This window comes from Brevundimonas sp. AVps4, assembly GCF_058681525.1.
In genome coordinates, this window is the sequence record NZ_CM178741.1 from 2,285,342 (window position 1) to 2,309,635 (window position 24,294).

At 66.2% G+C, this 24,294-nt stretch carries 19 protein-coding genes; 4 read left to right on the top strand and 15 right to left on the bottom strand.

Annotated features, from left to right (window positions below):
* Positions 1 to 81 precede the first annotated feature (81 nt).
* The 12 genes from ACW178_RS11320 to rpsL form a co-directional block, all read right to left on the bottom strand.
* Positions 82 to 702, bottom strand: a complete 621-nt coding sequence (locus ACW178_RS11320; RefSeq protein ID WP_191558566.1) for a RibD family protein — start codon at positions 700 to 702, stop codon at positions 82 to 84.
* The gene (gene nrdR / locus ACW178_RS11325; protein WP_191558567.1) at positions 702 to 1,172 is read right to left on the bottom strand and encodes a transcriptional regulator NrdR; all 471 of its coding nucleotides are present in this window, start codon (positions 1,170 to 1,172) and stop codon (positions 702 to 704) included. Before nrdR ends, ACW178_RS11320 begins: the two co-directional genes overlap by 1 nt.
* Positions 1,173 to 1,180: 8 nt before the next feature.
* Positions 1,181 to 2,464: a serine hydroxymethyltransferase gene (gene glyA / locus ACW178_RS11330; protein WP_191554074.1), complete on the bottom strand. Its 1,284-nt coding sequence runs from the start codon at positions 2,462 to 2,464 to the stop codon at positions 1,181 to 1,183.
* 33 nt (positions 2,465 to 2,497) lie between these two features.
* Positions 2,498 to 3,061, bottom strand: coding sequence for a GNAT family N-acetyltransferase (locus ACW178_RS11335; RefSeq protein ID WP_054765976.1), 564 nt, complete (start codon positions 3,059 to 3,061; stop codon positions 2,498 to 2,500).
* A gap of 32 nt (positions 3,062 to 3,093) precedes the next feature.
* Positions 3,094 to 3,297, bottom strand: a complete 204-nt coding sequence (locus ACW178_RS11340) for a DUF6898 family protein (RefSeq protein WP_287104076.1) — start codon at positions 3,295 to 3,297, stop codon at positions 3,094 to 3,096.
* Entirely contained in the window at positions 3,294 to 4,520 is a 1,227-nt protein-coding gene (gene hemA, locus ACW178_RS11345) for a 5-aminolevulinate synthase (protein WP_492024578.1), read from the bottom strand. The genes ACW178_RS11340 and hemA overlap by 4 nt, the downstream gene beginning before the upstream one ends.
* 162 nt (positions 4,521 to 4,682) lie before the next feature.
* Entirely contained in the window at positions 4,683 to 4,868 is a 186-nt protein-coding gene (locus ACW178_RS11350) for a DinB family protein (protein ID WP_492024579.1), read from the bottom strand.
* 55 nt (positions 4,869 to 4,923) lie between these two features.
* Positions 4,924 to 6,089, bottom strand: a protein-coding gene (locus ACW178_RS11355; protein WP_191559183.1) for an IS3 family transposase whose coding sequence is annotated in 2 segments (ribosomal slippage) — positions 4,924 to 5,831 and positions 5,831 to 6,089 — 1,167 coding nt in all. Because the reading frame shifts where the segments join, the coding sequence is not laid out codon by codon here.
* Between the two features lie 243 nt (positions 6,090 to 6,332).
* Positions 6,333 to 7,523 carry an elongation factor Tu gene (tuf, locus tag ACW178_RS11360; protein ID WP_183214793.1) on the bottom strand — a complete coding sequence of 397 codons (1,191 nt, stop codon included), beginning with the start codon at positions 7,521 to 7,523 and terminating at the stop codon, positions 6,333 to 6,335.
* A 106-nt stretch (positions 7,524 to 7,629) separates the two neighbouring features.
* Positions 7,630 to 9,708 carry an elongation factor G gene (gene fusA, locus ACW178_RS11365; RefSeq protein WP_152950525.1) on the bottom strand — a complete coding sequence of 693 codons (2,079 nt, stop codon included), beginning with the start codon at positions 9,706 to 9,708 and terminating at the stop codon, positions 7,630 to 7,632.
* 149 nt (positions 9,709 to 9,857) lie between these two features.
* On the bottom strand, positions 9,858 to 10,331 hold the full coding sequence (gene rpsG / locus ACW178_RS11370) for a 30S ribosomal protein S7 (RefSeq protein WP_054765982.1): 474 nt from the start codon (positions 10,329 to 10,331) through the stop codon (positions 9,858 to 9,860).
* Between the two features lie 81 nt (positions 10,332 to 10,412).
* Entirely contained in the window at positions 10,413 to 10,787 is a 375-nt protein-coding gene (rpsL, locus tag ACW178_RS11375; protein ID WP_008260482.1) for a 30S ribosomal protein S12, read from the bottom strand.
* 920 nt (positions 10,788 to 11,707) lie between these two features.
* Between rpsL and ACW178_RS11380 the strand changes: the two genes are divergently transcribed.
* Positions 11,708 to 11,953: a hypothetical protein gene (locus tag ACW178_RS11380; protein WP_492024580.1), complete on the top strand. Its 246-nt coding sequence runs from the start codon at positions 11,708 to 11,710 to the stop codon at positions 11,951 to 11,953.
* Positions 11,950 to 12,774, top strand: a complete 825-nt coding sequence (locus tag ACW178_RS11385; protein WP_492024581.1) for a hypothetical protein — start codon at positions 11,950 to 11,952, stop codon at positions 12,772 to 12,774. Before ACW178_RS11380 ends, ACW178_RS11385 begins: the two co-directional genes overlap by 4 nt.
* A 69-nt stretch (positions 12,775 to 12,843) precedes the next feature.
* Here the strand turns inward: ACW178_RS11385 and rpoC are convergent, their stop codons facing one another.
* Entirely contained in the window at positions 12,844 to 17,040 is a 4,197-nt protein-coding gene (gene rpoC / locus ACW178_RS11390) for a DNA-directed RNA polymerase subunit beta' (RefSeq protein ID WP_182714532.1), read from the bottom strand.
* Between the two features lie 149 nt (positions 17,041 to 17,189).
* Positions 17,190 to 21,305 (bottom strand): DNA-directed RNA polymerase subunit beta, encoded by a 4,116-nt coding sequence (gene rpoB, locus ACW178_RS11395; RefSeq protein WP_287104323.1) that lies wholly within the window; start codon positions 21,303 to 21,305, stop codon positions 17,190 to 17,192.
* 371 nt (positions 21,306 to 21,676) lie between these two features.
* Here rpoB and ACW178_RS11400 point away from each other — a divergent pair, with 371 nt between their 5' ends.
* Positions 21,677 to 22,519, top strand: coding sequence for an alpha/beta fold hydrolase (locus ACW178_RS11400; protein ID WP_287104322.1), 843 nt, complete (start codon positions 21,677 to 21,679; stop codon positions 22,517 to 22,519).
* 21 nt (positions 22,520 to 22,540) lie between these two features.
* On the opposite strand, the gene ACW178_RS11405 is transcribed toward ACW178_RS11400, so the two are convergent.
* Positions 22,541 to 23,221 carry a type 1 glutamine amidotransferase domain-containing protein gene (locus tag ACW178_RS11405; RefSeq protein ID WP_287104320.1) on the bottom strand — a complete coding sequence of 227 codons (681 nt, stop codon included), beginning with the start codon at positions 23,219 to 23,221 and terminating at the stop codon, positions 22,541 to 22,543.
* A 124-nt stretch (positions 23,222 to 23,345) separates the two neighbouring features.
* Between ACW178_RS11405 and ACW178_RS11410 the strand changes: the two genes are divergently transcribed.
* Entirely contained in the window at positions 23,346 to 24,260 is a 915-nt protein-coding gene (locus ACW178_RS11410) for a CE1 family esterase (protein ID WP_492024582.1), read from the top strand.
* Positions 24,261 to 24,294 lie beyond the last annotated feature (34 nt).

Consider the following 24,294-nt stretch of genomic DNA (forward strand, 5'->3'; position numbering starts at 1 on the left):
TAATGTGTCCAGATCGTCTGAAACAGTCCGATCCGGACACCGAAAAACAGTGTCCAAAGTGTCCGATCTGTCCGATCGCCGTCAGATGCGGACGTAGCTTTCCCACAGGTCGTTCCCGACGGGCCGGACATCCAGGCGTCGGAAGTTGGGGGCCTCGGCCAGCTTTGCAAGGGCCAGGGAGGCTACGCACGGCCGCCCCTCCCCGCCCAACAGGATCGGCGCCCGGAACCATTCCAGACGATCCACCGCCCCCGCGCGCAGAAAGGCGGCGGCCACCTGGCCTCCGCCCTCGATCAGGACCGAGGCGACGCCGACCGCCTTCAGCGCCTTGAGCACGGCCGGCACGGCGGGGCGTCCGTCCTGTGTCTCGACCTGCCGCACCTCCGCGCCTCCGACCGGGCGGGGCGCGACGGCGGTCAGGATCAGACTGTTCGGCCCCGCCAGTTTGGCCGTCGCCGGGGTTCTGAGCCGGCTGTCCAACACCACCCGCAGCGGCTGATCGACGCTGCGGCCCGGCAGACGGGTCGTCAGTTCGGGGTCGTCGTGGAGCACGGTCTCGACCCCCACCAGAATGGCGTCATGGGCGGCCCGCAGCCTGTGCCCTTCCAGCCGGGCCGCCTCGCCGGTGATCCAGCGGCTTTCGCCCGAGGCCGTGGCGATGCGGCCGTCCAGCGAGGTGGCCAGCTTCAGGGTGACGCGCATCAGCTCTTGCCGGACGGCTCTTCAAAGCCTTCATCGCCCAGGAATTTGGCGAAGTCGCCCGTGTGCCGAAAGTCCTTATAGACCGAGGCGTAGCGGACATAGGCCACCTCATCCACGCCCTTCAGCGCCTTCATAATGAAGTCGCCGACGACGCTGGAAGCGATTTCGGTCTCGCCCAGGCTTTCAAGCTGGCGGACGATCCGATTGACCATCTGTTCGACCTGTTCGGCCTGGACCGGGCGTTTGCGCAGGGCCACGCCCAGCGACCGCTCCAGCTTGTCCCGGTCGAACGGGGTGCGCCGACCGTTGCGTTTCAGAATCACCAGTTCGCGCAGCTGGACCCGCTCGAAGGTGGTGAAGCGCCCGTTGCAGTTCGGACAGGACCGCCGCCGTCGGATCGCCGAGCCGTCGTCCGACGGCCGGCTGTCCTTAACCTGGGTGTCCTGATGACCGCAGAAGGGGCACTTCATCGGTCAGATCATCCGTAGATGGGGAAGCGGTTCGTCAGTTCGCGCACCTGGGCCGCCACGCCCGCGACCACGGCCGGATCAGCCTCGTCCCCGCCGTTCATCGAGGAGACGACGTCGGCGATCCAGTGGCCGATCTGCTTGAACTCGTCCTCGCCGAAGCCCCGCGTCGTGCCGGCGGGCGTGCCCAGGCGAACGCCCGAGGTGACGGTGAAGGGGGCCGTGTCGAACGGCACGCCGTTCTTGTTGCAGGTCATCAGCGCCTTCTCAAGCTCATGCTCGGTCGCCTTGCCGGTCACGCCCTTGGGCCGCAGATCGACCAGCATCAGATGGCTGTCGGTGCCGCCCGAGACGATGGCCAGGCCACGCTCGACCAGGACGCCGGCCAGGGCCTGGGCGTTCTTGACCACCTGCTGGGCGTACAGCTTGAACTCGGGCTGCAGCGCCTCGCCGAAGGCCACGGCCTTGGCCGCGATCACATGCTCCAGCGGCCCGCCCTGCAGGCCGGGGAAGACGGCCGAATTGATCTTCTTGCCCAGTTCGACGTCGTTGGACAGGATCATGCCGCCGCGCGGCCCGCGCAGGGTCTTGTGCGTCGTCGTGGTCACGACGTGGGCGTGCGGGATCGGATCGGGATAGGCGCCCCCGGCCACCAGGCCGGCGTAGTGGGCCATGTCCACCATCAGATAGGCGCCGACGCTGTCGGCGATCTCGCGGAACCGCTTGAAGTCGATGTGGCGGCTGTAGGCGGAGGCGCCGGCCAGGATCAGCTTGGGCTTCTCGCGCTCGGCCATTTCGGCCACATGGTCATAGTCGATCAGATGGGTGTCTTCGGTGACCTTGTAGGTCACCGGGCGGAACCACTTGCCCGACTGGTTCGCCGGCGACCCGTGGGTCAGGTGCCCGCCGCAGGCCAGGTCCATGCCCAAAAAGGTGTCGCCGGGCTGCAAGAGCGTAAAGAAGACCGCCTGGTTGGCCTGGGCGCCCGAGTGGGGTTGGACGTTGGCGAAGGCCGCGCCGAACAGCTTTTTCGCCCGTTCGCGCGCCAGATCCTCGGTCACGTCCACATATTCGCAGCCGCCGTAGTAGCGGCGCCCCGGATACCCCTCGGCGTATTTGTTCGTCAGAACCGAGCCTTGGGCGTCCAGCACCGCCTGGGAGACGATGTTCTCGGACGCGATCAGCTCGATCTGCTCCTTCTGCCGGCCCAACTCCCCTTGAATGCCCTTGAAGACGTCCGGATCGGCGTCGGCCAGGGTCTTGGTGAAATAGGCGTCATGGGTGAAGGCGGTCACGTCGGAATCCCCGCATCTGAGAAGGCCGCCTATCTAGTCCCCAGCGGAGCGAACCACAATATCTTGTGTCCCAGCCGCCCATTCACGCCGCAGCAGGCCGTAGACCAGCATGTCGCACAGGCCCTTGTGCGTGGTTTCATGCTCCCGCAACCGTCCTTCCAAGGAAAAGCCCAGGCGCTCGGCCAAGCCGGCGGACGGCCGGTTGTCCGCATCGATCTCCGCATAGATCCGACGGCACGACGGATCGGTGAAGAGATGGGACACCAGGGCCGTCATGCACTCCCGCGCCACGCCCTGCCCCTGGCGGTCGACGACGGTGACATAGCCGACCTCCAGAACGCCCTCGTCGCGTCCTGGAAAGGCGACGTAGCGTCCAGCGACCGCGCCGGTTTCGCGGTCCACCGCCGTCCAGCTTCGGCCCGGCCAGGTCGGATCGACCAGCCAATCGGCCAGATCGGCCTCGCTACGGAAGGCGGGTCGCGACATATACAGACACTGGTCGTCGCGCGAGAGGGTTGGAAACAGCGCCGCCGCGTCCTCGCGGACCAACGGCCGCATCAGGAAGCGGGGCGTATGAAGGGTGGGCGTCGGGCGCATGCCGCCGCTATAGGGCCACGAGAACGGCGGCGCTATCGCCCCCTCTCCGCCCGGCCGGCCTCCAGCGCTCGCCTCAGCTTGGCGATCGCCACCCGCTCGACGGCCTTGGGCTCATTCACAGGTCCCATGGCGCTGACCTCGCGGCCGGTCGCGACGTGGATGGCCGAGCATTTGACATAGGGACCGTTGCGGACGAACTCGACGATGATCTCGCCGAGGTCGTCGCCGGTCGTCATGCGGCGACGGGCCGGCGCGCCACGTTGCAGTGGGAGAAGAGCTTGTCCATCGCCTGGACCAGATGATCCATCATCGCGTCCGTATGGTTGGGCGAGGGCGTGAAGCGCAGCCGCTCGGTGCCCTTGGGCACGGTCGGATAGTTGATCGGCTGAACATAGACGCCGAAGTCTTCCAGCAGCATGTCCGAGATCATCTTGCAGTGGACCGGATCACCGACATGAACCGGGACGATGTGGCTCTCGGACTCCATCACCGGAATGCCGACGGCGGCGAAACGGGCCTTCAGGGTCGCCGCGCGTTCCTGATGGCGTTCGCGCAGTTCGGGATGGGCCTTCAGATGGCGCACCGAGGCCAGGGCCCCCGCCGTCAGGGCCGGCGGCAGGCTGGTGGTGAAGATGAAGCCCGAGGCCCAGCTGCGCACGGCGTCCACGATCACGGCGTCGGCGGCGATATAGCCGCCCATGACGCCCACGGCCTTGCCCAGGGTGCATTCGATGATGTCGATCTGGTCCAGGACCCCGTCCCGCTCTGCGACGCCGGCGCCGGTCGCGCCGTACAGGCCCACGGCGTGGACCTCGTCCAGATAGGTCATGGCGCCGTATTTCCGGGCCAGGGCGATGGTGCCGGCCAGGTCGGCGATGTCGCCGTCCATCGAATAGACGCTTTCGAAGGCGATCAGCTTGGGCGCCTCGGCCGGGGCTGAGGCCAGGAGCTGCTCCAGATGCTCCAGATCGTTGTGGCGGAACACATGCCGCTCGCCCCCGCCGTGACGGATGCCGGCGATCATCGAGGCGTGGTTCAGGGCGTCGGAGAAGATGATCAGGCCCGGCAGGATCTTCTGCAGGGTCGACAGGGTCGCCTCATTGCCGACGTAGCCGGAGGTGAACAGCAGGGCCGCCTCCTTCTGATGCCAGTGGGCCAGTTCGGTCTCCAGATCCACAGCCGAGCGAGTGGTGCCCGAGATGTTGCGCGTGCCGCCGGCGCCCGCGCCGGTCGCCGCGATCTCGTCCTGCATGGCCTTCAGCACGTCCGGATGCTGGCCCATGCCCAGATAGTCGTTGGAGCACCAGATCACGACGTCCTGTTCGGACCCGTCTTCCCGACGGCGCACCGCCTGGGGAAAGGCGCCGCTCACCCGCTTCAGATCGGCGAAGACACGATACCGGCCTTCGCTGCGCACCTGCTCCACCGAGCGTTCAAAGGCGGCCTTATAGTCGAACACGATAGTCGTTCTTTCGCTTATGGCGTGTCTGACGGTTTATTTGCGCCCGACGGCCTGGCTTGTCCATGTCTTCCGTATGGACAAATCGCCCAAGCCCTTAATTGATAACGCTTCTCAGAACGAAGGCGTCAGCTCGTCTCCAGCTCGGTATGCTGCCCAGGATCAGCCTGCGCCGGACCCGTCTTGACTGAATCCCTTGTCTCGCCGCGCGGGCTCGTTCTGGTGAAGATACACCGCAAGCGTGTCCCAGGGCGGCGTGACGGATGCTTGAGTGAGAAGGCGGCCGATCTCGCCTCTGTGATAGCCGGCGTGCAGCGAGACATGAACCAGCATCTCCTCACGCGTCATCGAGCCGCGGTCGCCGTCAGTGAAGGTGAGGCGCCCCCCTCTGGTCCCTCGATCATTATGAGAGTCCAGGGGGTTGATAGCCGATCTGCTTCGCCGACGGGAGCGGCCGTGCGGCGGAGCTGATCAAGTTGCGCAGCCGAACGGCCGCGGGGTTCAGGCGCACCGCCTCCGGGGTCAGTCCCCCGTGCGCCGAGTGCGGCCTGACGTGGTTGTAGTCGATGCGCCAGCGCTCGATGACGGCGCGGGCCTCGGCCAGGGTGGCGAAGACCTCCTCGTTCAGACACTCGTCGCGGAGCCTGCCGTTGAAGCTTTCGACGAAGCCATTCTGCTGCGGCTTGCCCGGCGCGATGTAATGCCAGGCCACGCCGGTGCGGTTGGTCCATTCCAGGATGGCCCGGCTGGTCATCTCGGTCCCGTTGTCGCTGACGATCATGGCCGGACGCCCGCGTCGGGCGATCAGCCGGTCCAACTCGCGCGCCATGCGTGAGCCGCCGATCGAGGTGTCGACCACCAGAGCCAGGGCCTCGCGCGTGAAGTCGTCCACGATGCACAGGATGCGGAAGCGTCGGCCCCACGACAGACTGTCGGCCACGAAGTCCAGCGACCAGCGCTGGTTTGGGCCGTCCGGCAGGGCCATGGGCGCACGGGTTCCGGTGGCCCGCTTGCGGCCCCGTCGCCGTCGCACCGCCAAGCCTTCCTCCCGATAGAGCCGGAACAGCCGCTTCTTGTTCATGCTGAGGCCCTCCCGTTGCAACAGAATGCCCAAGCGCCGGTAGCCGAACCGGCGGCGCTCAGCCGCCAGGCTGCGCAGGCGCTCGCGCACCTCCACATCGCCCTGTTCAGGCTCGCGACGCACCGTCTTCGGATCGATCTGAACCAGCCCGCAGGCGCGCTTCTGGGAGAAGCCGCGCTCCGCCATCAGACGAAGCACGGCCGCTCTGCGCGCTGCAGGCCCGATCAGTTTTTTCCCAGAAGATCCTTCAGCGCCGACACGTCCAGCATCGACTCCGCCAGCAGCTTCTTCAGCCGCCGGTTCTCGTCTTCCAGCGCCTTCAGCTTCGTGGCGTCCGACACGCTCATGCCGCTGTACTTCGCCTTCCACCGATAGAAGGTCTGCTCGCTGATCCCGTGCCTTCGGCATACCTCCGCCGTCGGGCTTCCGGCCTCCTGCTCGCGCAGCACGCCTATGATCTGCGCTTCGTTGAACCTGCTCTTCTTCACGTCCGTCTCCTTGATGAAACGGACTCTCACTCAAAACGAGGGATCAGGAAGGGGGCGCCTCAACCTCAAGGCGGCGTGGGATCCGCCGCGCGTAAGACAGTCGCCCAAAGCTAAACGGCCCCCGGATTTCTCCGGGGGCCGTTCTTTTTGTAGCCTACGCTCGCCTCGCGGAGGCTCGCCACTTGAGGTCGAAGGGCTCAAGAAGCGAACGACCGCGTCGCGCGCGTTAGCGCACCTAGAGGCTTACTCGACGATCTTGGCCACGACGCCGGCGCCGACGGTGCGGCCGCCTTCACGGATGGCGAAGCGCAGGCCCTGGTCCATGGCGATCGGGGTGATCAGTTCGACGTTCAGCTCGGCGTTGTCGCCGGGCATGATCATTTCGACGCCTTCCTTCAGCTTCACGATGCCGGTCACGTCGGTCGTGCGGAAGTAGAACTGCGGACGATAGTTGGTGAAGAACGGGGTGTGACGGCCGCCCTCTTCCTTGGTCAGGATGTAGGCCTCGGCCACGAACTTGGTGTGCGGGGTGATCGAACCCGGCTTGCACAGAACCTGACCGCGCTCGACGTCTTCACGCTTGGTGCCGCGCAGCAGAACGCCGACGTTGTCGCCCGCCTGACCCTGGTCCAGCAGCTTGCGGAACATTTCGACGCCCGTGCAGGTCGTCTTCTGGACCGGACGGATGCCGACGATCTCGACTTCTTCACCGACCTTGATCACGCCCTTTTCGACGCGGCCGGTCACCACGGTGCCGCGGCCCGAGATCGAGAAGACGTCTTCCACCGGCATCAGGAACGGCAGGTCCACCGGACGTTCCGGCTGCGGGATGTAGCTGTCGACGGTTTCCATCAGGGCCAGGATGCGCTGCTCGCCGATCTCCGGGTTCACGCCGTCGGTCGCGGCCTTGGCCGAACCCTTGGTGATCGGGATCTCGTCGCCCGGGAACTGGTACGAGCTCAAGAGCTCGCGCACCTCCATCTCGACCAGCTCCAGCAGCTCTTCGTCGTCGACCAGATCGACCTTGTTCATGAAGACCACCAGGGCCGGCACGCCGACCTGACGGGCCAGCAGGATGTGCTCGCGCGTCTGCGGCATCGGGCCGTCCGCGGCCGAAACCACCAGGATCGCGCCGTCCATCTGCGCCGCGCCGGTGATCATGTTCTTCACATAGTCGGCGTGGCCGGGGCAGTCGACGTGCGCATAGTGACGGTTCGCCGTCTCATATTCCACGTGCGCCGTGTTGATCGTGATGCCGCGCGCCTTCTCTTCCGGCGCGGCGTCGATGTCGGCGTAGTTCATCGCCTTGGCGCCGCCGGCCTTCGCCAGCGTCATCGTGATCGCCGCCGTCAGCGTCGTCTTGCCGTGGTCAACGTGACCGATCGTGCCGATGTTGCAGTGCGGCTTCGTGCGTTCGAACTTTTCCTTGGCCATTCTCTAGCTCCTAGGTCCCCGAACCGGGGGTTCCTGCAGTCTGGGGGTTAAGGGCGCCCGGTTTGGGACCGGGCGCTTTTAGGTGCGCTTTTCCGAAAGGAAAAGCTTAGGCGTACTTCTTGATCACTTCGTCGGCGACGTGCTGCGGCACCGGCTCATAGTGGTCGTACTGCATGGTGAACTGGGCGCGCCCCTGCGACATGCCGCGCAGCGTGTTCACATAGCCGAACATGTTGGCCAGCGGCACGAAGGCGTTCACGACAGTGGCGTTGCCGCGCATGTCCTGACCCTGGATCATGCCGCGACGGCCGTTCAGGTCGCCGATGACCGAACCCAGATACTCTTCCGGGGTCACGACCTCAACGGCCATGATCGGCTCCAGCAGCTTGGGTCCGCCCTTCTCGCGCAGCTCCTTGAAGGCGGCGCGAGCGGCGATTTCGAACGCCAGGACCGAGGAGTCGACGTCGTGGAAGGCGCCGTCCACCAGGGTGGCCTTGACGTCGATGACCGGGAAGCCGGCCAGCAGGCCGTTGTCCTTGGCGGACTTCAGGCCCTTTTCGACGCCCGGGATATATTCCTTGGGCACCGCGCCGCCGACGATGGCGGATTCGAAGACGAAGTCCGTACCCGGCTCGCCCGGCTCGAACACCAGTTTGACGCGGGCGAACTGGCCCGTACCGCCGGTCTGCTTCTTGTGGGTGTAGTCGATCTCGGCCTTGCGGCTGATGGACTCGCGATAGGCCACCTGCGGCGCGCCGATATTGGCCTCGACCTTATAGGTGCGCTTCAGGATGTCGATCTTGATGTCAAGGTGCAGCTCGCCCATGCCCTTCAGGATCGTCTGGCCCGACTCGTGGTCGGTCGAGACGGTGAAGGACGGGTCTTCCGAGGCCAGCTTGGCCAGGGCGACGCCCAGCTTCTCCTGGTCGGCCTTGGACTTGGGCTCGACGGCGATCTCGATCACCGGGGCCGGGAATTCCATCCGCTCCAGGATGACCGGCGACTTGATCGGGTCGCACAGGGTGTCGCCGGTGCGGGTGTCCTTCAGGCCGGCCAGGGCGACGATGTCGCCGGCGTAGGCTTCCTTGATGTCCTCGCGGTTGTTGGAGTGCATCAGCAGCATGCGGCCGACGCGTTCCTTCTTGTCGCGGGTCGAGTTCAAGAGGCCCATGCCGGTTTCCATCTTGCCGGAATACAGGCGGCAGAAGGTCAGCGAGCCGACGAAGGGATCGTCCATGATCTTGAACGCCAGAACCGACAGGGGCTCGTCGTCGGACGCCTTGCGCTCGACCTCGGCCTCGGTCTTGTAGTCGATGCCCTTGGTCGGGGGGATGTCCACCGGCGACGGCAGATAGTCGACGACGGCGTCCAGCAGGGTCTGCACGCCCTTGTTCTTGAAGGCCGAGCCGCAGAGGATCGGGTAGAAGGCGCCGGTCAGAACGGCCTTACGGATGCACTTCTTGATGGTCTCTTCCGAAGGCTCGTTGCCTTCGAGGTAGGCTTCCATGGCCTCATCGTCCAATTCGACGGCGTTGTCGATCAGGTACTGACGGGCCTCGACGGCCTTGTCCATCAGGTCGGCGGGGATCTCTTGATCTTCGTACGACGCGCCCAGCCCGTCATTGTCCCAGACAACCGCCTTCATGCGGACCAGGTCCACCAGGCCCTTCAGAGCCGACTCGGCGCCGATCGGGAACTGGATCGGCACGGCCTTGGCGCCCAGACGGTCGCGAATCGACTCGACCGACTTGTCGAAGTCGGCGCCGATCTTGTCCATCTTGTTGACGAAGACGATGCGCGGCACGCGGTACTTGTCGGCCTGGCGCCAGACGGTTTCGGTCTGCGGTTCGACGCCGGCGTTGCCGTCCAGAACGGTCACGGCGCCGTCGAGGACGCGCAGCGAACGCTCGACCTCGATGGTGAAGTCCACGTGGCCGGGGGTGTCGATGATGTTGAGGCGCTTTTCTTTCCAGAACGCGGTCGTCGCGGCCGACGTGATGGTGATGCCGCGCTCCTGCTCCTGGTCCATCCAGTCCATGGTGGCGGCGCCGTCGTGGACTTCGCCGATCTTATGCGACTTGCCCGTGTAGTACAGGATCCGCTCGGTCGTCGTCGTCTTGCCCGCGTCGATGTGGGCCATGATGCCGAAGTTGCGGTAGTCTTCGATTTTATGCGTGCGGGGCATTAGAGCGTCCCTTGAGGGCTTCGGACGCAGATGCGCCCTTCGAAATGTCGGATATGACGGCGCGGGCGATTTAGCTGAAACCGCCCGCGCCGGATAGTCTTAGATAGGAACCGCCCCATACCTTCGAAAGGGAGACGGTTTTAAGACATTTACCAGCGGTAATGGCTGAAGGCGCGGTTCGCCTCGGCCATCTTGTGGGTGTCTTCGCGCTTCTTGACCGCGGTGCCGCGGTTGTTCGAGGCGTCCAGCAGCTCGGCGGCCAGCTTCTCGGTCATGGTGTTCTCGCCGCGCTTGCGGGCGGCGTTGACCAGCCAGCGGATGGCCAGGGCGCGACGACGGTCGGGACGAACCTCGACCGGCACCTGATAGGTGGCGCCGCCGACGCGACGCGAGCGGACTTCGACCGCCGGGGCGACGTTGTCCAGGGCGGAGTGGAAGGTCTCGACCGCGGTCTGGTCCTTCTTCTTCTCGGCCAGGATATCGAAGGCGCCGTAGACGATGTTCTCGGCGACGGCCTTCTTACCTTCGTACATGACGTAGTTCATGAACTTGGTGACGACCAGGTCGCCGAACTTGGGATCCGGCAGGACTTCACGTTTCTGGGCGCGGTGACGACGCGACATGGGTTATTCCTCTTGGGGCCCGGCCGGCGCCGGGAAGATCTCGAAAAGGCCTCCGGGCGCGACGGCCCGGAAGCGAACGGCTTACTTCGGACGCTTGGCGCCGTAGTGCGAACGGCGCTGCTTGCGGTCCTTGACGCCTTGCGTGTCGAGCACGCCGCGCAGGATGTGGTAGCGAACGCCGGGCAAGTCCTTCACGCGGCCGCCGCGGATCAGAACAACAGAGTGTTCCTGCAGGTTGTGGCCTTCGCCGGGGATGTAGCACACGGCTTCATAGCCGTTCTTGGCCAGACGGACCTTGGCGACCTTACGCAGAGCCGAGTTCGGCTTCTTCGGGGTCGTGGTGTAGACGCGGGTGCAGACGCCGCGACGCTGGGGCGAACCCTCCAGAGCCGGCACCTTGTTGCGGGTGGGCTTGGGCTTGCGCGGCTTGCGGATCAGCTGGTTGATCGTAGGCATTGAGACAGGTCTCGACTTCTATGGGGGGCGTGTGTCTTTCGACCGAGGCGCCCCGCGCCTTCTTCTGTGAACGAGGGACCATTCCCCCGCCCGGGTGTCATCGAGACTGAGTGCGCGACGACCCAAACAGAAAAGCCGGAACGCACGCTTTGGGCGTTCCGGCGGGCACAGCCCGTCCGTTCGATTGTCACGATCTCAGCGACCGGCGAACCGGCCACGCCTCGAAAGTGGGCGGCTTCTACGCGCGATGGGGGGAAAGGTCAAGGCGGCGGGGGCTCAAGCGCGCATTCCGTTGCGGTCTGCGCCTCCCTAGGTCCGCTCGAAACAGGGAGACAGCCCTGACAGGGTCCGGCGGTCATACCCGTCGCCCGCATTGGGGACGGGGGACCGCCTCCCCCCAGAAACCCCACCACACAGCCATGACGCGAACAAGTCAAACCAGCGCCTGAATCCAGCCACCCTTGCGGTCGAGCTTTGCTTTGAACGGTCGGGGGACGGAGATGGGGGCGACGGGCAGGATCGGCTGGGCGGGCGCGACCGCCGCCGCTCTCAGCGTCAACGTCCTGGTCATAGCCCTGCTGTCGATGGAGCACCGGCGAGAGCGGACGCCGCGCTCACGGGCTGTCGAACCGGTTTTGTATCTCGATATCGAGCCACGCGCCTCCTTGCCGAGGGATCGGTCCGTTCGGACGTCTCGCAGGCTCGGCCGTGCGCCCTCTCCTGTTGAACGTCCAGCCGCCGTTTCGCCCACGACCTCCAACCAGACGAAGGAGGCTGGGGTTTCCGTCGCGGCCGACGCGCCCATCGATGAAGGCTGGCGCGTCACGACCGGCGTCGGGCGTCCCAGCGATAGTTTCGCGTCCTGCGACGCGCCGCATCGTCTGTCCGTCGAAGGACGTCGTCGATGCGAGGACCGGTGGATGCGCCTGGGCCAGGAGGTCCGTTCCATCGCCGGCTCGAGCGACGCCGAACGGGACGCGGTCTTCGCGCGCCAGGGCGCCAGACGCCTGGCGGCGTGGGAGGCGAAGCGCGCTGAGCCGTCGCGGGGCGACCCGCCTTGCGAAAGTCCCAATCCCGTGGCCGGTTGCGAAGGGGTCAACATCAGCGTTGAGCTATTCTCCACACGCGACGGCGTCCTGCCCAACCTCAGAAAGCGCCGCCAATGAGCGTGTCCGCCCAGCCTCGTCCACCGTTCCAGCGTCCCGACTGGCGCAAGGCGGGTCTGGCCGCGTTGGCCGCCGCCATCAACATCGCCCTGATCGCCGCCCTGTCCGTCACGGCGCTGGGGATCGACGGGGAAGACTTCGCCGCCGAGCCGCCGCCGATCTATCTGGACATTGAGCCCCGCCCCCTGCTGCCCGACGAACGCCCTCGCGCCCCCGCCAGGGCCGCGCCGGACGTCGAGCCCGCAGCGGCTCCGACAGCCTCGTCTTCCCCGTCGGTTCGACCTCCCGCTGCGGAGGCCCAGGCCGTTCCCCGCCCTGCTCCCCTGCGTCCCCGCCTCGCCGCCCCGACGCCGCCGGGCGCGCCGCCGCCGGCCGACGTCTGGCGGGTCGATCCTTCAAACCGCAGCGGGGCCATGGCCCGCACCCTGCGCCAGGGCCTGCCCGGCTGCGCCTCGCCCGATCTGCTGAACGAGATGGAACGTCAGCATTGCCGCAATGAGTTCGCCCGAAGGGCCGAGAACGCGGCGCCCATCACCGGCTCGGGCAACCCCGAGCGCGACGCCCGCTTCGCCCGCGAGGGGGCGCGCCGTCTGGCGGAGTGGGAGGCGACGCGCCGTCCCCTGTCCGGCGGGGTCGGAGTCGTCGGTCCGGCGGACTGTGTCGGCTCGAACTTCGGCACGGGCTGTGCGGGCGCCCACCTGGACCCGTCCCTGGCGCCGGATTCCCGCCAGAACGTACAGACAGGCCGCGACGGCCACCGCGCCGCCGGCGCCCCTGTCACCCCCGGCGCCTCGGCCCCTAGGGAGCGCTGGAAGGACTGACGCATAAAAGAAGGGGCGGCCCCGTCGCCGGCGCCGCCCTCTTCAGTTCATCAAATCCGAACCCGGAGATCAGCCTTCGCTGCTCTCCAGCTCCAGTTGCAGATCGGCCGGCAGGGGCTCGATCGCGTCTTCGCGGGCCTGGGTCAGTTCGGCGTCGCGCTCGTTGGCGATCTTCTGCAGCGAGCGCAGATAGGCGCCCGTGCCCGCCGGGATCAGGCGGCCGACGATGACGTTCTCCTTCAGGCCTTCCAGCATGTCCTTCTTGCCGTGGACCGAAGCCTCGGTGAGGACGCGCGTAGTCTCCTGGAAAGAGGCCGCCGAGATGAAGCTGCGGGTCTGCAGCGACGCCTTGGTGATGCCCAGCAGAACCGGCTGGGTGATGGCCGGACGACCGCCGCGCTTCTCGACCTTGGCGTTCTCCAGAGCCGCCTCGGCCACCTCGACGGTGTCGCCGCGGATCAGGGTGGTTTCACCGGCGTCGATCACCTCGACCTTCTGCAGCATCTGACGCACGATGACTTCGATGTGCTTGTCGTTGATCGGCACGCCCTGCAGTCGATAGACCTCCTGCACTTCGTTCACCAGGTACTCGGCCAGAGCCTCGACGCCCTGGATGCGCAGCAGATCGTGCGGGTCCGGGTTGCCGTCGATGATGTAGTCGCCCTTCTGGATCAGATCGCCGTCGTGGACGGAGATGTGCTTGCCCTTCGGGATCAGGAACTCGACGGGTTCGCCCTGGACGCCGTCGGCGTTGGGCTCCGGCGTGATCTTGATGCGGCGCTTGTTCTTGTAGTCGCGACCGAACTCCACGCGACCGTCCATCTCGGCGATGACGGCGCAGTCCTTCGGACGACGGGCTTCGAACAGTTCGGCGACGCGCGGCAGACCGCCGGTGATATCGCGGGTCTTGGCGCCTTCGGTCGGAACGCGGGCGATGATCTCGCCCGGCTTGACCTCGTCGCCGTTCGCCACGGACAGAACCGCGCCGACGGGCAGCAGATAGCGGGCGTCGGAGCCCGACGACAGCTTGGCGTAGGCGTCGCCCAGGGTGATGCCCATGGCCGGACGCAGGTCCGAACCGCGCGGGCTGGCGCGCCAGTCGCTGACGACGCGCTGGGCGATGCCGGTGGCTTCGTCGGTCTCTTCCTTGACCGACAGGCCCTCGACCAGGTCCTCGAAGCGCACCACGCCGCCGACTTCCGTCAGGATCGGGGTGGTGTAGGGGTCCCACTCGGCCAGGCGTTGGCCCTTCTTGACCGGATCGCCGTCCTTGACGCGGATGCGGGCGCCGTAAGGGGCCTTGTGCGTCTCGCGGTCCTTGCCGTCCACGACCACGGTCACGATGACGTTGCGGCTCATGGCCACCAGGTCGCCGTGGGCCGCAACGACGGTCGGGCCGGTGACCTTGGCCGTACCGGCGTTGGTCGCCTCCATGAAGGAGGTTTCCGCCACCTGGGCCGTGCCGCCGATGTGGAAAGTCCGCATGGTCAGCTGGGTGCCCGGCTCGCCGATCGACTGGGCGGCGATAACGCCGACCGCTTCGCCGATATTGACGTTGGTGCCGCGCGCCAGGTCACGGCCGTAGCAGTGGGCGCAGATGCCGGCCTCGGCTTCGCAGGTCAGGGCCGAACGCACCTTCACCGACTGGACACCGGCGGCCTCGATGGCCTCGACGACTTCCTCGACCAGATAGGTGTCGGCGGGGAACAGGACCGTGTCCGTGCCCGGCTCCTTGATGTCCTCGGCCGCATAACGGCCCAGGACGCGCTGTCCCAGCGAGACCAGGACGTCGCCGCCCTCCATCACCGCACGCAGGGTGATGCCCCGGGTCGAGCCGCAGTCCTGCTCGGTGACGATCGAGTCCTGCGCCACGTCCACCAGACGACGGGTCAGATAACCCGAGTTGGCGGTTTTCAGCGCGGTGTCGGCCAGACCCTTACGGGCGCCGTGGGTCGAGTTGAAGTATTCAAGGACGGTCAGGCCCTCCTTGAAGTTCGAGGTGATCGGCGTCTCGATGATCTCGCCGGAAGGCTTGGCCATCAGGCCGCGCATGCCGCCCAGTTGCTTCATCTGGGCCTGCGAACCACGGGCGCCGGAGTTGGCCATCATATAGACCGAGTTGATGTCGGGGTTTTCGCCCTCGATCAGCACGCGCGGCTGCGCGATCTCGCCCATCATGGCGTCGGCGATCCGGTCCGTGGCCTTGGCCCAGGCGTCGACGACCTTGTTGTACTTCTCGCCGCGCGTGATCAGGCCGTCGGCGTACTGTTGTTCGTACTCCTCGACCTGGGTGCGGGTTTCGGCGACCAGCTCGGCCTTCTTCGCCGGAATGACGATGTCGTCCTTGCCGAACGAGATGCCCGCCTTGGCGGCCTCGCGGAAGCCCAGGCCCATCATCTGGTCGGCGAAGATGACCGTCGCCTTCTGACCGCAGTGGCGATAGACCACGTCGATCAGGTTCCCGATCTCCTTCTTGGTCAGGTTCTTCTCGAGCAGGCGATAGCCGACGTTCGGGTTGCGCGGCAGCAGGGCGGCCAGCTTCATCCGGCCCGGCGTGGTGTCGATGACCTTGGTCACCTCCTTGCCCTCGGCGTCCAGCTCGGTCCAGCGCGCCTTGATGCGGCTGTGCAGGGTCACGACCTTGGCGTCGAGCGCCGCGTCGATCTCGCCGATGTTGGCGAACAGCTTGCCTTCACCGGGCTCGCCGTCCTTGACCAGCGACAGATAGTACAGGCCCAGGACGATGTCCTGCGACGGCACGATAATCGGCTTGCCGTTGGCGGGCGACAGGATGTTGTTGGTCGACATCATCAGGACGCGCGCTTCCAACTGGGCCTCAAGGCTCAGCGGGACGTGAACGGCCATCTGGTCGCCGTCGAAGTCGGCGTTGAAGGCGGTGCAGACCAGGGGGTGCAGGCGGATGGCCTTGCCCTCGATCAGCTTGGGCTCGAACGCCTGGATGCCCAGGCGGTGCAGGGTCGGGGCCCGGTTCAGCAGCACCGGGTGCTCGCGGATCACCTCGTCCAGAATGTCCCAGACGGCCGGCTGTTCGCGCTCCACCATGCGCTTGGACTGTTTGACGGTGCCCGACAGGCCCTTGGCGTCCAGACGCGCGTAGATGAAGGGCTTGAACAGCTCCAGCGCCATCTTCTTGGGCAGACCGCACTCGTGCAGCTTCAGTTCCGGACCCACGGTGATCACCGAACGGCCCGAATAGTCGACGCGCTTGCCCAGCAGGTTCTGACGGAAGCGGCCCTGCTTGCCCTTCAGCATGTCGGCCAGCGACTTGAGGGGCCGCTTGTTGGCGCCCGTGATCACGCGGCCGCGACGGCCGTTGTCGAACAGGGCGTCGACGGACTCCTGCAGCATCCGCTTTTCGTTACGGATGATGATGTCCGGCGCCCGCAGCTCCATCAGGCGCTTCAGACGGTTGTTCCGGTTGATGACCCGGCGATACAGGTCGTTCAGGTCGGAGGTCGCGAAACGACCGCCGTCCAGCGGCACCAGAGGGCGCAGTTCCGGCGGGATGACCGGCACGATGGTGAGGATCATCCACTCGGGCTTGTTGCCCGATTCCAGGAAGGCTTCGATCAGCTTCAGGCGCTTGGACGCCTTCTTGGCCTTCATTTCCGACGGATTGTCGGCCAGTTCGGCGCGGTGCTTCTCGGCCTCGGCGTTCAGGTCGATGCCCATCAGCAGGTTGCGGACGGCCTCCGCGCCGATCTCGGCGGTGAAGCCGTCGTCGCCGTATTCTTCCTGGTAGCGATAGAACTCGTCTTCCGTCAGCAGTTGGTTCTGCTTCAGCGGGGTCAGGCCCGGCTCGGTGACGATGTAGTTCTCGAAATACAGGACGCGCTCGACGTCCTTCAGCGCCATGTCCAGCATCAGCGAGATGCGGCTGGGCAGCGACTTCAGGAACCAGATGTGGGCGACCGGCGCGGCCAGGTCGATGTGGCCCATCCGCTCGCGGCGAACGCGGGCCAGGGTGACCTCGACGCCGCACTTCTCGCAGATGATGCCCTTGTACTTCATGCGCTTGTACTTGCCGCACAGGCATTCGTAGTCCTTGGTCGGGCCAAAGATACGGGCGCAGAACAGGCCGTCACGCTCGGGCTTGAACGTGCGGTAGTTGATGGTTTCCGGCTTCTTGATCTCGCCGAACGACCACGAGCGGATCTTCTCCGGCGAGGCCAGGGCGATCTTGATCTGGTCGAAGGTCGGGGTGACCGGGACCGGGTTGAAGATGTTCAGGACTTCCTGGTTCATCTTGGGTTCCTTGCTGCGGTCGGAGACCGCGAAAAACTTAGTGGCGAGTGGCGAGTGGTGAGTGGCGAGGAAGAAGGGCAAGGGCGACGCTGAATTTCTTCACTCGCCACTCGCCACTCATTACTCGCCACTCTGAGGCGCTACGCGCCTCAGCTGTTCTCCAGCTCCACGTTCAGACCCAGCGAACGCATTTCCTTGATGAGCACGTTGAAGCTCTCGGGAATGCCGGCCTCGAAGCTGTCGTCGCCGCGGACGATGGCCTCGTAGACCTTGGTCCGGCCGGCCACGTCGTCGGACTTCACCGTCAGCATCTCCTGCAGGGTGTAGGCGGCGCCGTAGGCTTCCAGAGCCCAGACCTCCATTTCCCCGAAGCGCTGACCGCCGAACTGCGCCTTGCCGCCCAGCGGCTGCTGGGTGACCAGCGAGTACGGGCCGATCGAGCGGGCGTGGATCTTGTCGTCGACCAGGTGGTGCAGCTTCAGCATATAGATGTAGCCGACCGTGACCGGACGCTTGAACTGCTCGCCGGTCTGACCGTCGTACAGGATCGACTGGGCCGACTTGTGCAGGCCGGCCTCTTCCAGCAGACGCTCGATGTCGCCGATGTGCGCGCCGTCGAAGACCGGAGTCGCGAAGGGCACGCCCTTGGACAGGTTCTTCGCCAGTTCGATCAGCTCTTCCTCGTCTTCCGGCAGCGGGGTTTCCGGGCCGTAGATTTCGGTCAGACGATCAATCAGCGCCTGCTTCTGACCACCCGCTTGCCAGGCTTCCAGCAGACCGGAGATCTGCTTGCCCAGGCCGGCGGCGGCCCAACCCAGGTGGGTCTCGAAGATCTGGCCGATGTTCATGCGCGACGGCACGCCCAGCGGGTTCAGAACCACGTCCACGTGGGTGCCGTCCTCCAGGTGCGGCATGTCCTCGATCGGCAGGATCTTGGAGATGACGCCCTTGTTGCCGTGACGGCCGGCCATCTTGTCGCCGGGCTGAAGCTTTCGCTTCACGGCCACGAAGACCTTGACCATCTTCATCACGCCGGGGGGCAGTTCGTCGCCGCGTTGCAGCTTCTCGACCTTGTCTTCGAAACGACGGTCCAGTTGCTTACGCGCGTCCTCGAACTGGCGCTTCATCGCCTCCAGCTCGCCCATGGCCTTTTCGTCGTCCAGGGCGATCTGCCACCACAGGCCGCGGCTGACCTCGGCCAGCTTCTCTTCGGTCAGATCGCCGCGACCGATGCCCTTCGGACCCGACACGGCGGTCTTGCCCAGCAGCAGCGGCTTCAGACGGCCGTAGACGTTGCGCTCCAGTATCTTGAGCTCGTCGTCGCGATCCTTGCCCAGGCGTTCGATCTCGGCGCGTTCGATGGCCAGGGCGCGTTCGTCCTTGTCCACGCCGTGACGGTTGAAGACGCGGACGTCGACGATCGTGCCGGCGACGCCGGGCGGCAGGCGCAGGGAGGTGTCGCGCACGTCCGAAGCCTTCTCGCCGAAGATGGCGCGCAGCAGCTTCTCTTCCGGGGTCATGGGCGACTCACCCTTCGGCGTCACCTTGCCGACCAGGATGTCGCCCGGCTGGACCTCGGCGCCGATGGCCACGATGCCCGCCTCGTCGAGGTTGCGCAGGGCTTCCTCGCCGACGTTGGGGATGTCGCGGGTGATTTCCTCCGGCCCGAGCTTCGTATCCCGCGCCATCACCTCGAACTCCTCGAGGTGGATGGAGGTGAAGACGTCGTCGCGCACGATGCGCTCGGAGATCAGGATGGAGTCTTCGAAGTTGTAGCCGTTCCAGGGCATGAAGGCGACCAGGGCGTTGCGGCCCAGGGCCAGTTCGCCCAGGTCCGTCGACGGACCGTCGGCGATGACGTCGCCGGCCTTCACCGCATCGCCCACGCGCACGATCGGGCGCTGGTTGATGCAGGTCGACTGGTTCGAGCGCTGGAACTTCGACAGGCGATAGATGTCGACGCCCGAGCGGGCGGCGTCCACCTCGCCGGTGGCGCGCACGACGATCCGGGTGCCGTCGATCTGTTCGACGACGCCGTCACGACGGGCCACCACCACGGCGCCGGAGTCCACGGCCACGACCGCTTCCATGCCGGTGCCGACCAGGGGCGCGTCGGACTGCACCAGAGGCACGGCCTGACGCTGCATGTTCGCGCCCATCAGTGCGCGGTTGGCGTCGTCGTTTTCGAGGAAGGGGATCAGGGCGGCGGCGACCGAAACGACCTGTTTCGGCGACACGTCCATCATGTCCACGGCGTCCTTGTTCAGGAGCTGGGATTCACCGTTGATCCGGCCGGGGACCAGGTCCTCGACGATCACCCCGTCCTTCAGTTCGATGTTCGCCTGGGCGATCGTGTACTTCGACTCCTCCATGGCGGAGATGTAGACCACCTCGCCCTGGGCCTTGCCGTCCTTCACGCGGCGGTACGGGCTCTCGATGAAGCCGTACTTGTTGACGCGGGCGTGGGTGGCCAGGGAGTTGATCAGGCCGATGTTCGGGCCTTCCGGCGTTTCGATCGGGCAGATGCGGCCATAGTGGGTCGGGTGGACGTCGCGGACTTCGAAGCCCGCGCGCTCACGCGTCAGACCGCCCGGGCCAAGCGCCGACAGGCGACGCTTGTGGGTGATTTCCGACAGCGGGTTCGTCTGGTCCATGAACTGCGACAGCTGCGACGAGCCGAAGAATTCGCGAACCGCCGCGGCGGCCGGCTTGGCGTTGATCAGGTCGTGCGGCATGACCGTGTCGATATCGACCGAGGACATGCGCTCCTTGATGGCGCGCTCCATCCGCAGCAGGCCGACGCGGTACTGATTCTCCAGCAGTTCGCCGACCGAACGGACCCGGCGGTTGCCCAGGTTGTCGATGTCGTCGATCTCGCCGCGGCCGTCCTTCAGCCCGACCAGGATCTGCAACACCTTCAGCACGTCCTCCTTGCGCAGGACGCGGATCTCGTCGGACACCTCGGGGGTCTCCAGACGCATGTTCATCTTGACCCGGCCCACGGCCGACAGGTCGTAGCGCTCGCTGTCGAAGAACAGCGAGTTGAACATGGCTTCGGCGGCTTCCGGGGTGGGCGGCTCGCCCGGACGCATCACGCGATAGACGTCGAACAGGGCGTCCTCGCGGTTGTCGTTCTTGTCGATGCGCAGGGTGTTGCGCATATAGGCGCCGACCGTGACGTGGTCGATGTCGAGCACCTCGATGGTGGTGAAGCCGTTCTCTTCCAGCACCGCGATGGTGGCGGCGTCCAGCTCGTCCCCGGCCTCGGCGAAGATTTCGCCGGTCTCGAAGTTGACGGCGTCGTTCGCCAGATACTTGGTCACCAGGGCGTCGGCCGCCAGCGACAGCGACTTGACCGTTTCACCCAGCTTCTTGGCGGCGCGGGCGCTGATCTTCTGGCCGGCCTGGGCGACCACTTCGCCGGTGTCGGCGTCGATCAGGTCGAACTCCGGCTTCACGCCGCGCCAGCGCTCGGCCTTGTACGGGGTGACCCAGCCCTCGCCGCGCTTCTCGTAAGGCACGGTCTCGTAGAAGGTCTTCAGGATCTCTTCGCCGTCCATGCCCAGACCCATCAGGAAGGTCGTGGCCGGCAGCTTGCGGCGGCGGTCGATGCGGACATAGACCACGTCCTTGGCGTCGAACTCGAAGTCCAGCCAGGAGCCGCGGTAGGGGATGACGCGCGCGGCGAACAGCAGCTTGCCCGAGCTGTGCGTCTTGCCCTTGTCGTGGTCGAAGAAGACGCCCGGCGAACGGTGCATCTGCGAGACGATCACGCGCTCGGTGCCGTTGACGATGAAGGTGCCCTTGTCCGTCATGAGCGGGATGTCGCCCATGTAGACGTCCTGCTCCTTGATGTCCTTGACCGAACGGGCTCCCGTTTCCTCGTCGGTCTCAAAGACGATCAGGCGCAGCTTGACCTTCAGCGGCGCGGCATAGGTCATGTCGCGCTGAATGCACTCCTCGACGTCGTACTTCGGATCTTCGAACTCGTAGGAGACGTATTCCAGGATGGCGCGTTCGTTGAAGTCCTTGATCGGGAACACCGACTTGAAGACCGCCTCGATGCCCTGCTCCTTGCGCTGGCCCGGACGGACCTCGCGTTGCAGGAACTGTTCGTAGGAGGCGCGCTGGACCTCGATCAGGTTCGGCATCTGCACCGCTTCGGGAATACGTCCGAAGGATTTGCGGATGCGCTTCTTGCCGGTGAACGAAGTGGCGGAAGCGATCTGACCGTTGATGGCGAGATCGTGGGCGACGTCAGTCATTCAGTGTTTCCCATGGCGCGCGACCCGGGGAAGTCGCGCGCGAAATGCAGCAGCCACGGTGCGCGTTTCCGCGTCCGCAGCCAGGTTTTCGGCGTCCACCCTCGGCCCGCTGCCGGACCAGGACGCCTGAATTGTACCGGCTCCCTGGGGAAGGAGCCGCGCCTTCGCTCCGGTCGGAGGGCGACGGACCGGGCCTCGGCGCTTGCGCGCAGACTCTTTAGGAGTGTTGCGGAAAGCGGAGATATACTCGCTTCCACGGCGAAATAAAGACCCTGGTCCTACATTTTCGCATGCGCGCGCGCCCGGACGGCAAACACTTAGATTGACAAGCGCGCCAACCCTTTCAGGATGCCTGAAGGGGAGCATCCGACATGGCCAAACGCCTCATACCTTCCGCCTTGGCTGGACTGCTTTTGGGCGGCTGCCTTTCAATGGATGTGCCCGAAGGCGCCTTCTTCTATCCGGACGCCCGGTTGGCGGCGGAGAAGATCACCCTGCCGCCGGACGACCCCATGGCCTTCCCGACCGAGTCCTTGGGTCTCAGCTACGCGGCCGGGAGGATCGGCGCGACGCGGGTGCGAACCGGCCGGGCCGCAGCGCCGCTGATCCTGTTCTGCGGCGGCAACCTGTTCAGACGCAGCGCCGGCGCCGGTAAGACCGCCGCCAAGCTCGCGCCGTTCGGCGACGCGATCCTGTTCGACTATCCCGGCTACGGCGAGACGGCCGGAGAAGCGGACTATGCGAATTTCGTCGCCGCCGGGGTGGTCGTGGCGGACGCGGCCCGCGCCCAGGCCGACGCCGAGGGCCGCAAGCTGATCGCCTGGGGTCATTCTCTCGGCGGCCCCGTCTGCGCCCAAGCGGCGCAGCACATGGGCGCCGACGCGCTGGTTCTGGAGACCACGACGCCGAGCACGCGGGCGGCCGTCGAGACGATGGTCGGTTGGGCCCGTCCCTTCGTCCGCGTAAACGTCGCGCCGAACCTCAACAGCATCGACGTGCCGGCGACGCTGCGAGCCTATCAAGGCAGGGTGGTGGTTCTGGAGGCCGGTCGAGACGACACCCTGCCCCCCGCCCTCAGCCGCCGCCTGGCCCGCGAACTTCAAGCGCAGGGCAATCAGGTGGAGCGCCTGGTCTTCCCTCGAGCCGGCCACGGCGACGTCGCCGACCAGCCGGACTTCAAGGCCCGACTGGCGGCCGCTCTGAACGGCCTCTGACGACGATCAAGCGGAGGCGGCTCAGGCCTTCAGCAGTTGCAACAGGGCCTCGGCCGCCGCTTGCGACGAGGCCGGATTTTGACCCGTGACCAGTTTGCCGTCGACGACGACGTGCGAGCCCCAGTCCGGACCGCGCGAATACTCGCCGCCGTTTGCGCTGAGCACATTTTCCACAAGGAAAGGCACGACGCTGGTCAAGCCCACCGCCTCTTCCTCAGTGTTGGTGAAGCCGGTCACCTTACGACCGTTGACCAGCGCCTCGCCGTCGGGGCCGCGCACGGCTTTCAGCACGCCAGGCGCATGACAGACGAAGCCGGTCGGTTTGTCAGCCTTGGCGAAGGCTTCGATCAGAGCGATGGAGTCGGGATCGCCGGCCAGGTCCCACAAGGGGCCGTGACCGCCGGGATAGAAGACGGCGTCGAAGTCCTCGGCCTTGACCGTCGATAGCTCGACCGTCGAGGCGAGCTGGCGTTGGGCCGCCTCGTCCGCCTTGAAGCGGCGCGTATCATCTGTCTGCGCGTCAGGATCGTCGCTCTTGGGGTCTAGCGGCGGCTGTCCGCCCTTGGGCGAGGCCAGGACGATTTCGGCGCCAGCATCTTTGAGGGCGTAATATGGGGCGGCGAACTCCTCGAGCCAGAAACCGGTCTTCTTGCCGGTGTCGCCGAGTTCGTCGTGCGACGTCAGCACCATCAGGATCTTCATGTTCGGGGCTCCTTTTCAGGCGTAACAGATGGGAGACCGAACCGATCCCGCCAAGGCCCCGCTTGCCGGGCCTAGTGGCCTGCGGCAATCCCCGACCCTGAGAACACGCACGGAGTCTACCAGAATGAAACATTGGATCGGCATTGCGACGGTCGGCGTCGGCCTGCTGGCGTTTGGCGCTCAGGCCCGCGCCGATTGCGGCCTCGATCAGCCCGGCGCGTCGCGCAGCATCGCTCTTGGACCGAAAGCGCGAAAGGTCCAGGTCCATGTGCCACGCGGTTTCGACCCGGCCCGCCCAGCGCCCCTGGTGTTCGTTCTGCACGGCAGCGGCGGCACGGGGGCCGAGATCCTCGCCTCGTCTCGGATGGCCGAGACCGCAGATCGGCACGGCTTCATCGTCGTGGCGCCGGACGCGGGCATCCCGGTGGAGCGGGGCTTCGTCTGGAACGTGCCGGGCGTGCCGACCATCGCCGGCAAGATTCCCGGTCCTGAGGACGCCGACGACGTCGCCTTTCTCACGGCGACCATCGATCAGCTGGCGTCTGAGGGCTGCGTGGACCCGACGCGAGTCTACGCCGCCGGCCTGTCGGGCGGCGGACGGATGACGTCGTGGTTGGGTTGCGTTGCGGCGGATCGGTTCGCCGCCATTGCGCCCGTGGTCGGTCTGCGCGCCGGCAATCCGCGCAAGGACGCGCCGGAGCAGCCCGATCCGGCCACCTGCCGCCCGTCGCGCCCGCTGCCGGTGATGGCTTTCGCCGGAGACGCCGACGCGACCAATCCGGTCCAAGGCGGCGGCGCGCCGTACTGGAGCTATACCATGCATGCGGCGGAGCAGCGGTGGGCTCAGTTGAACGGATGCGCCGCCCTTCGTCAGACCGTCTGGGTGTCCCCCGCCGTCTATGAGGAAGGCTATACGGCTTGCCGCGGCGGCGCCGACGTCATCGGCCGCATCACGGCCGGCGGCGGCCACAGCTGGGTCGCCGATAATGACGCCATGTGGAGCTTCTTCGCCGCGCACGCGCGCCCCGTTCGGCGCTAGGGGCGGCACGCGACGCCCGCCTCAAGCGCGGGAC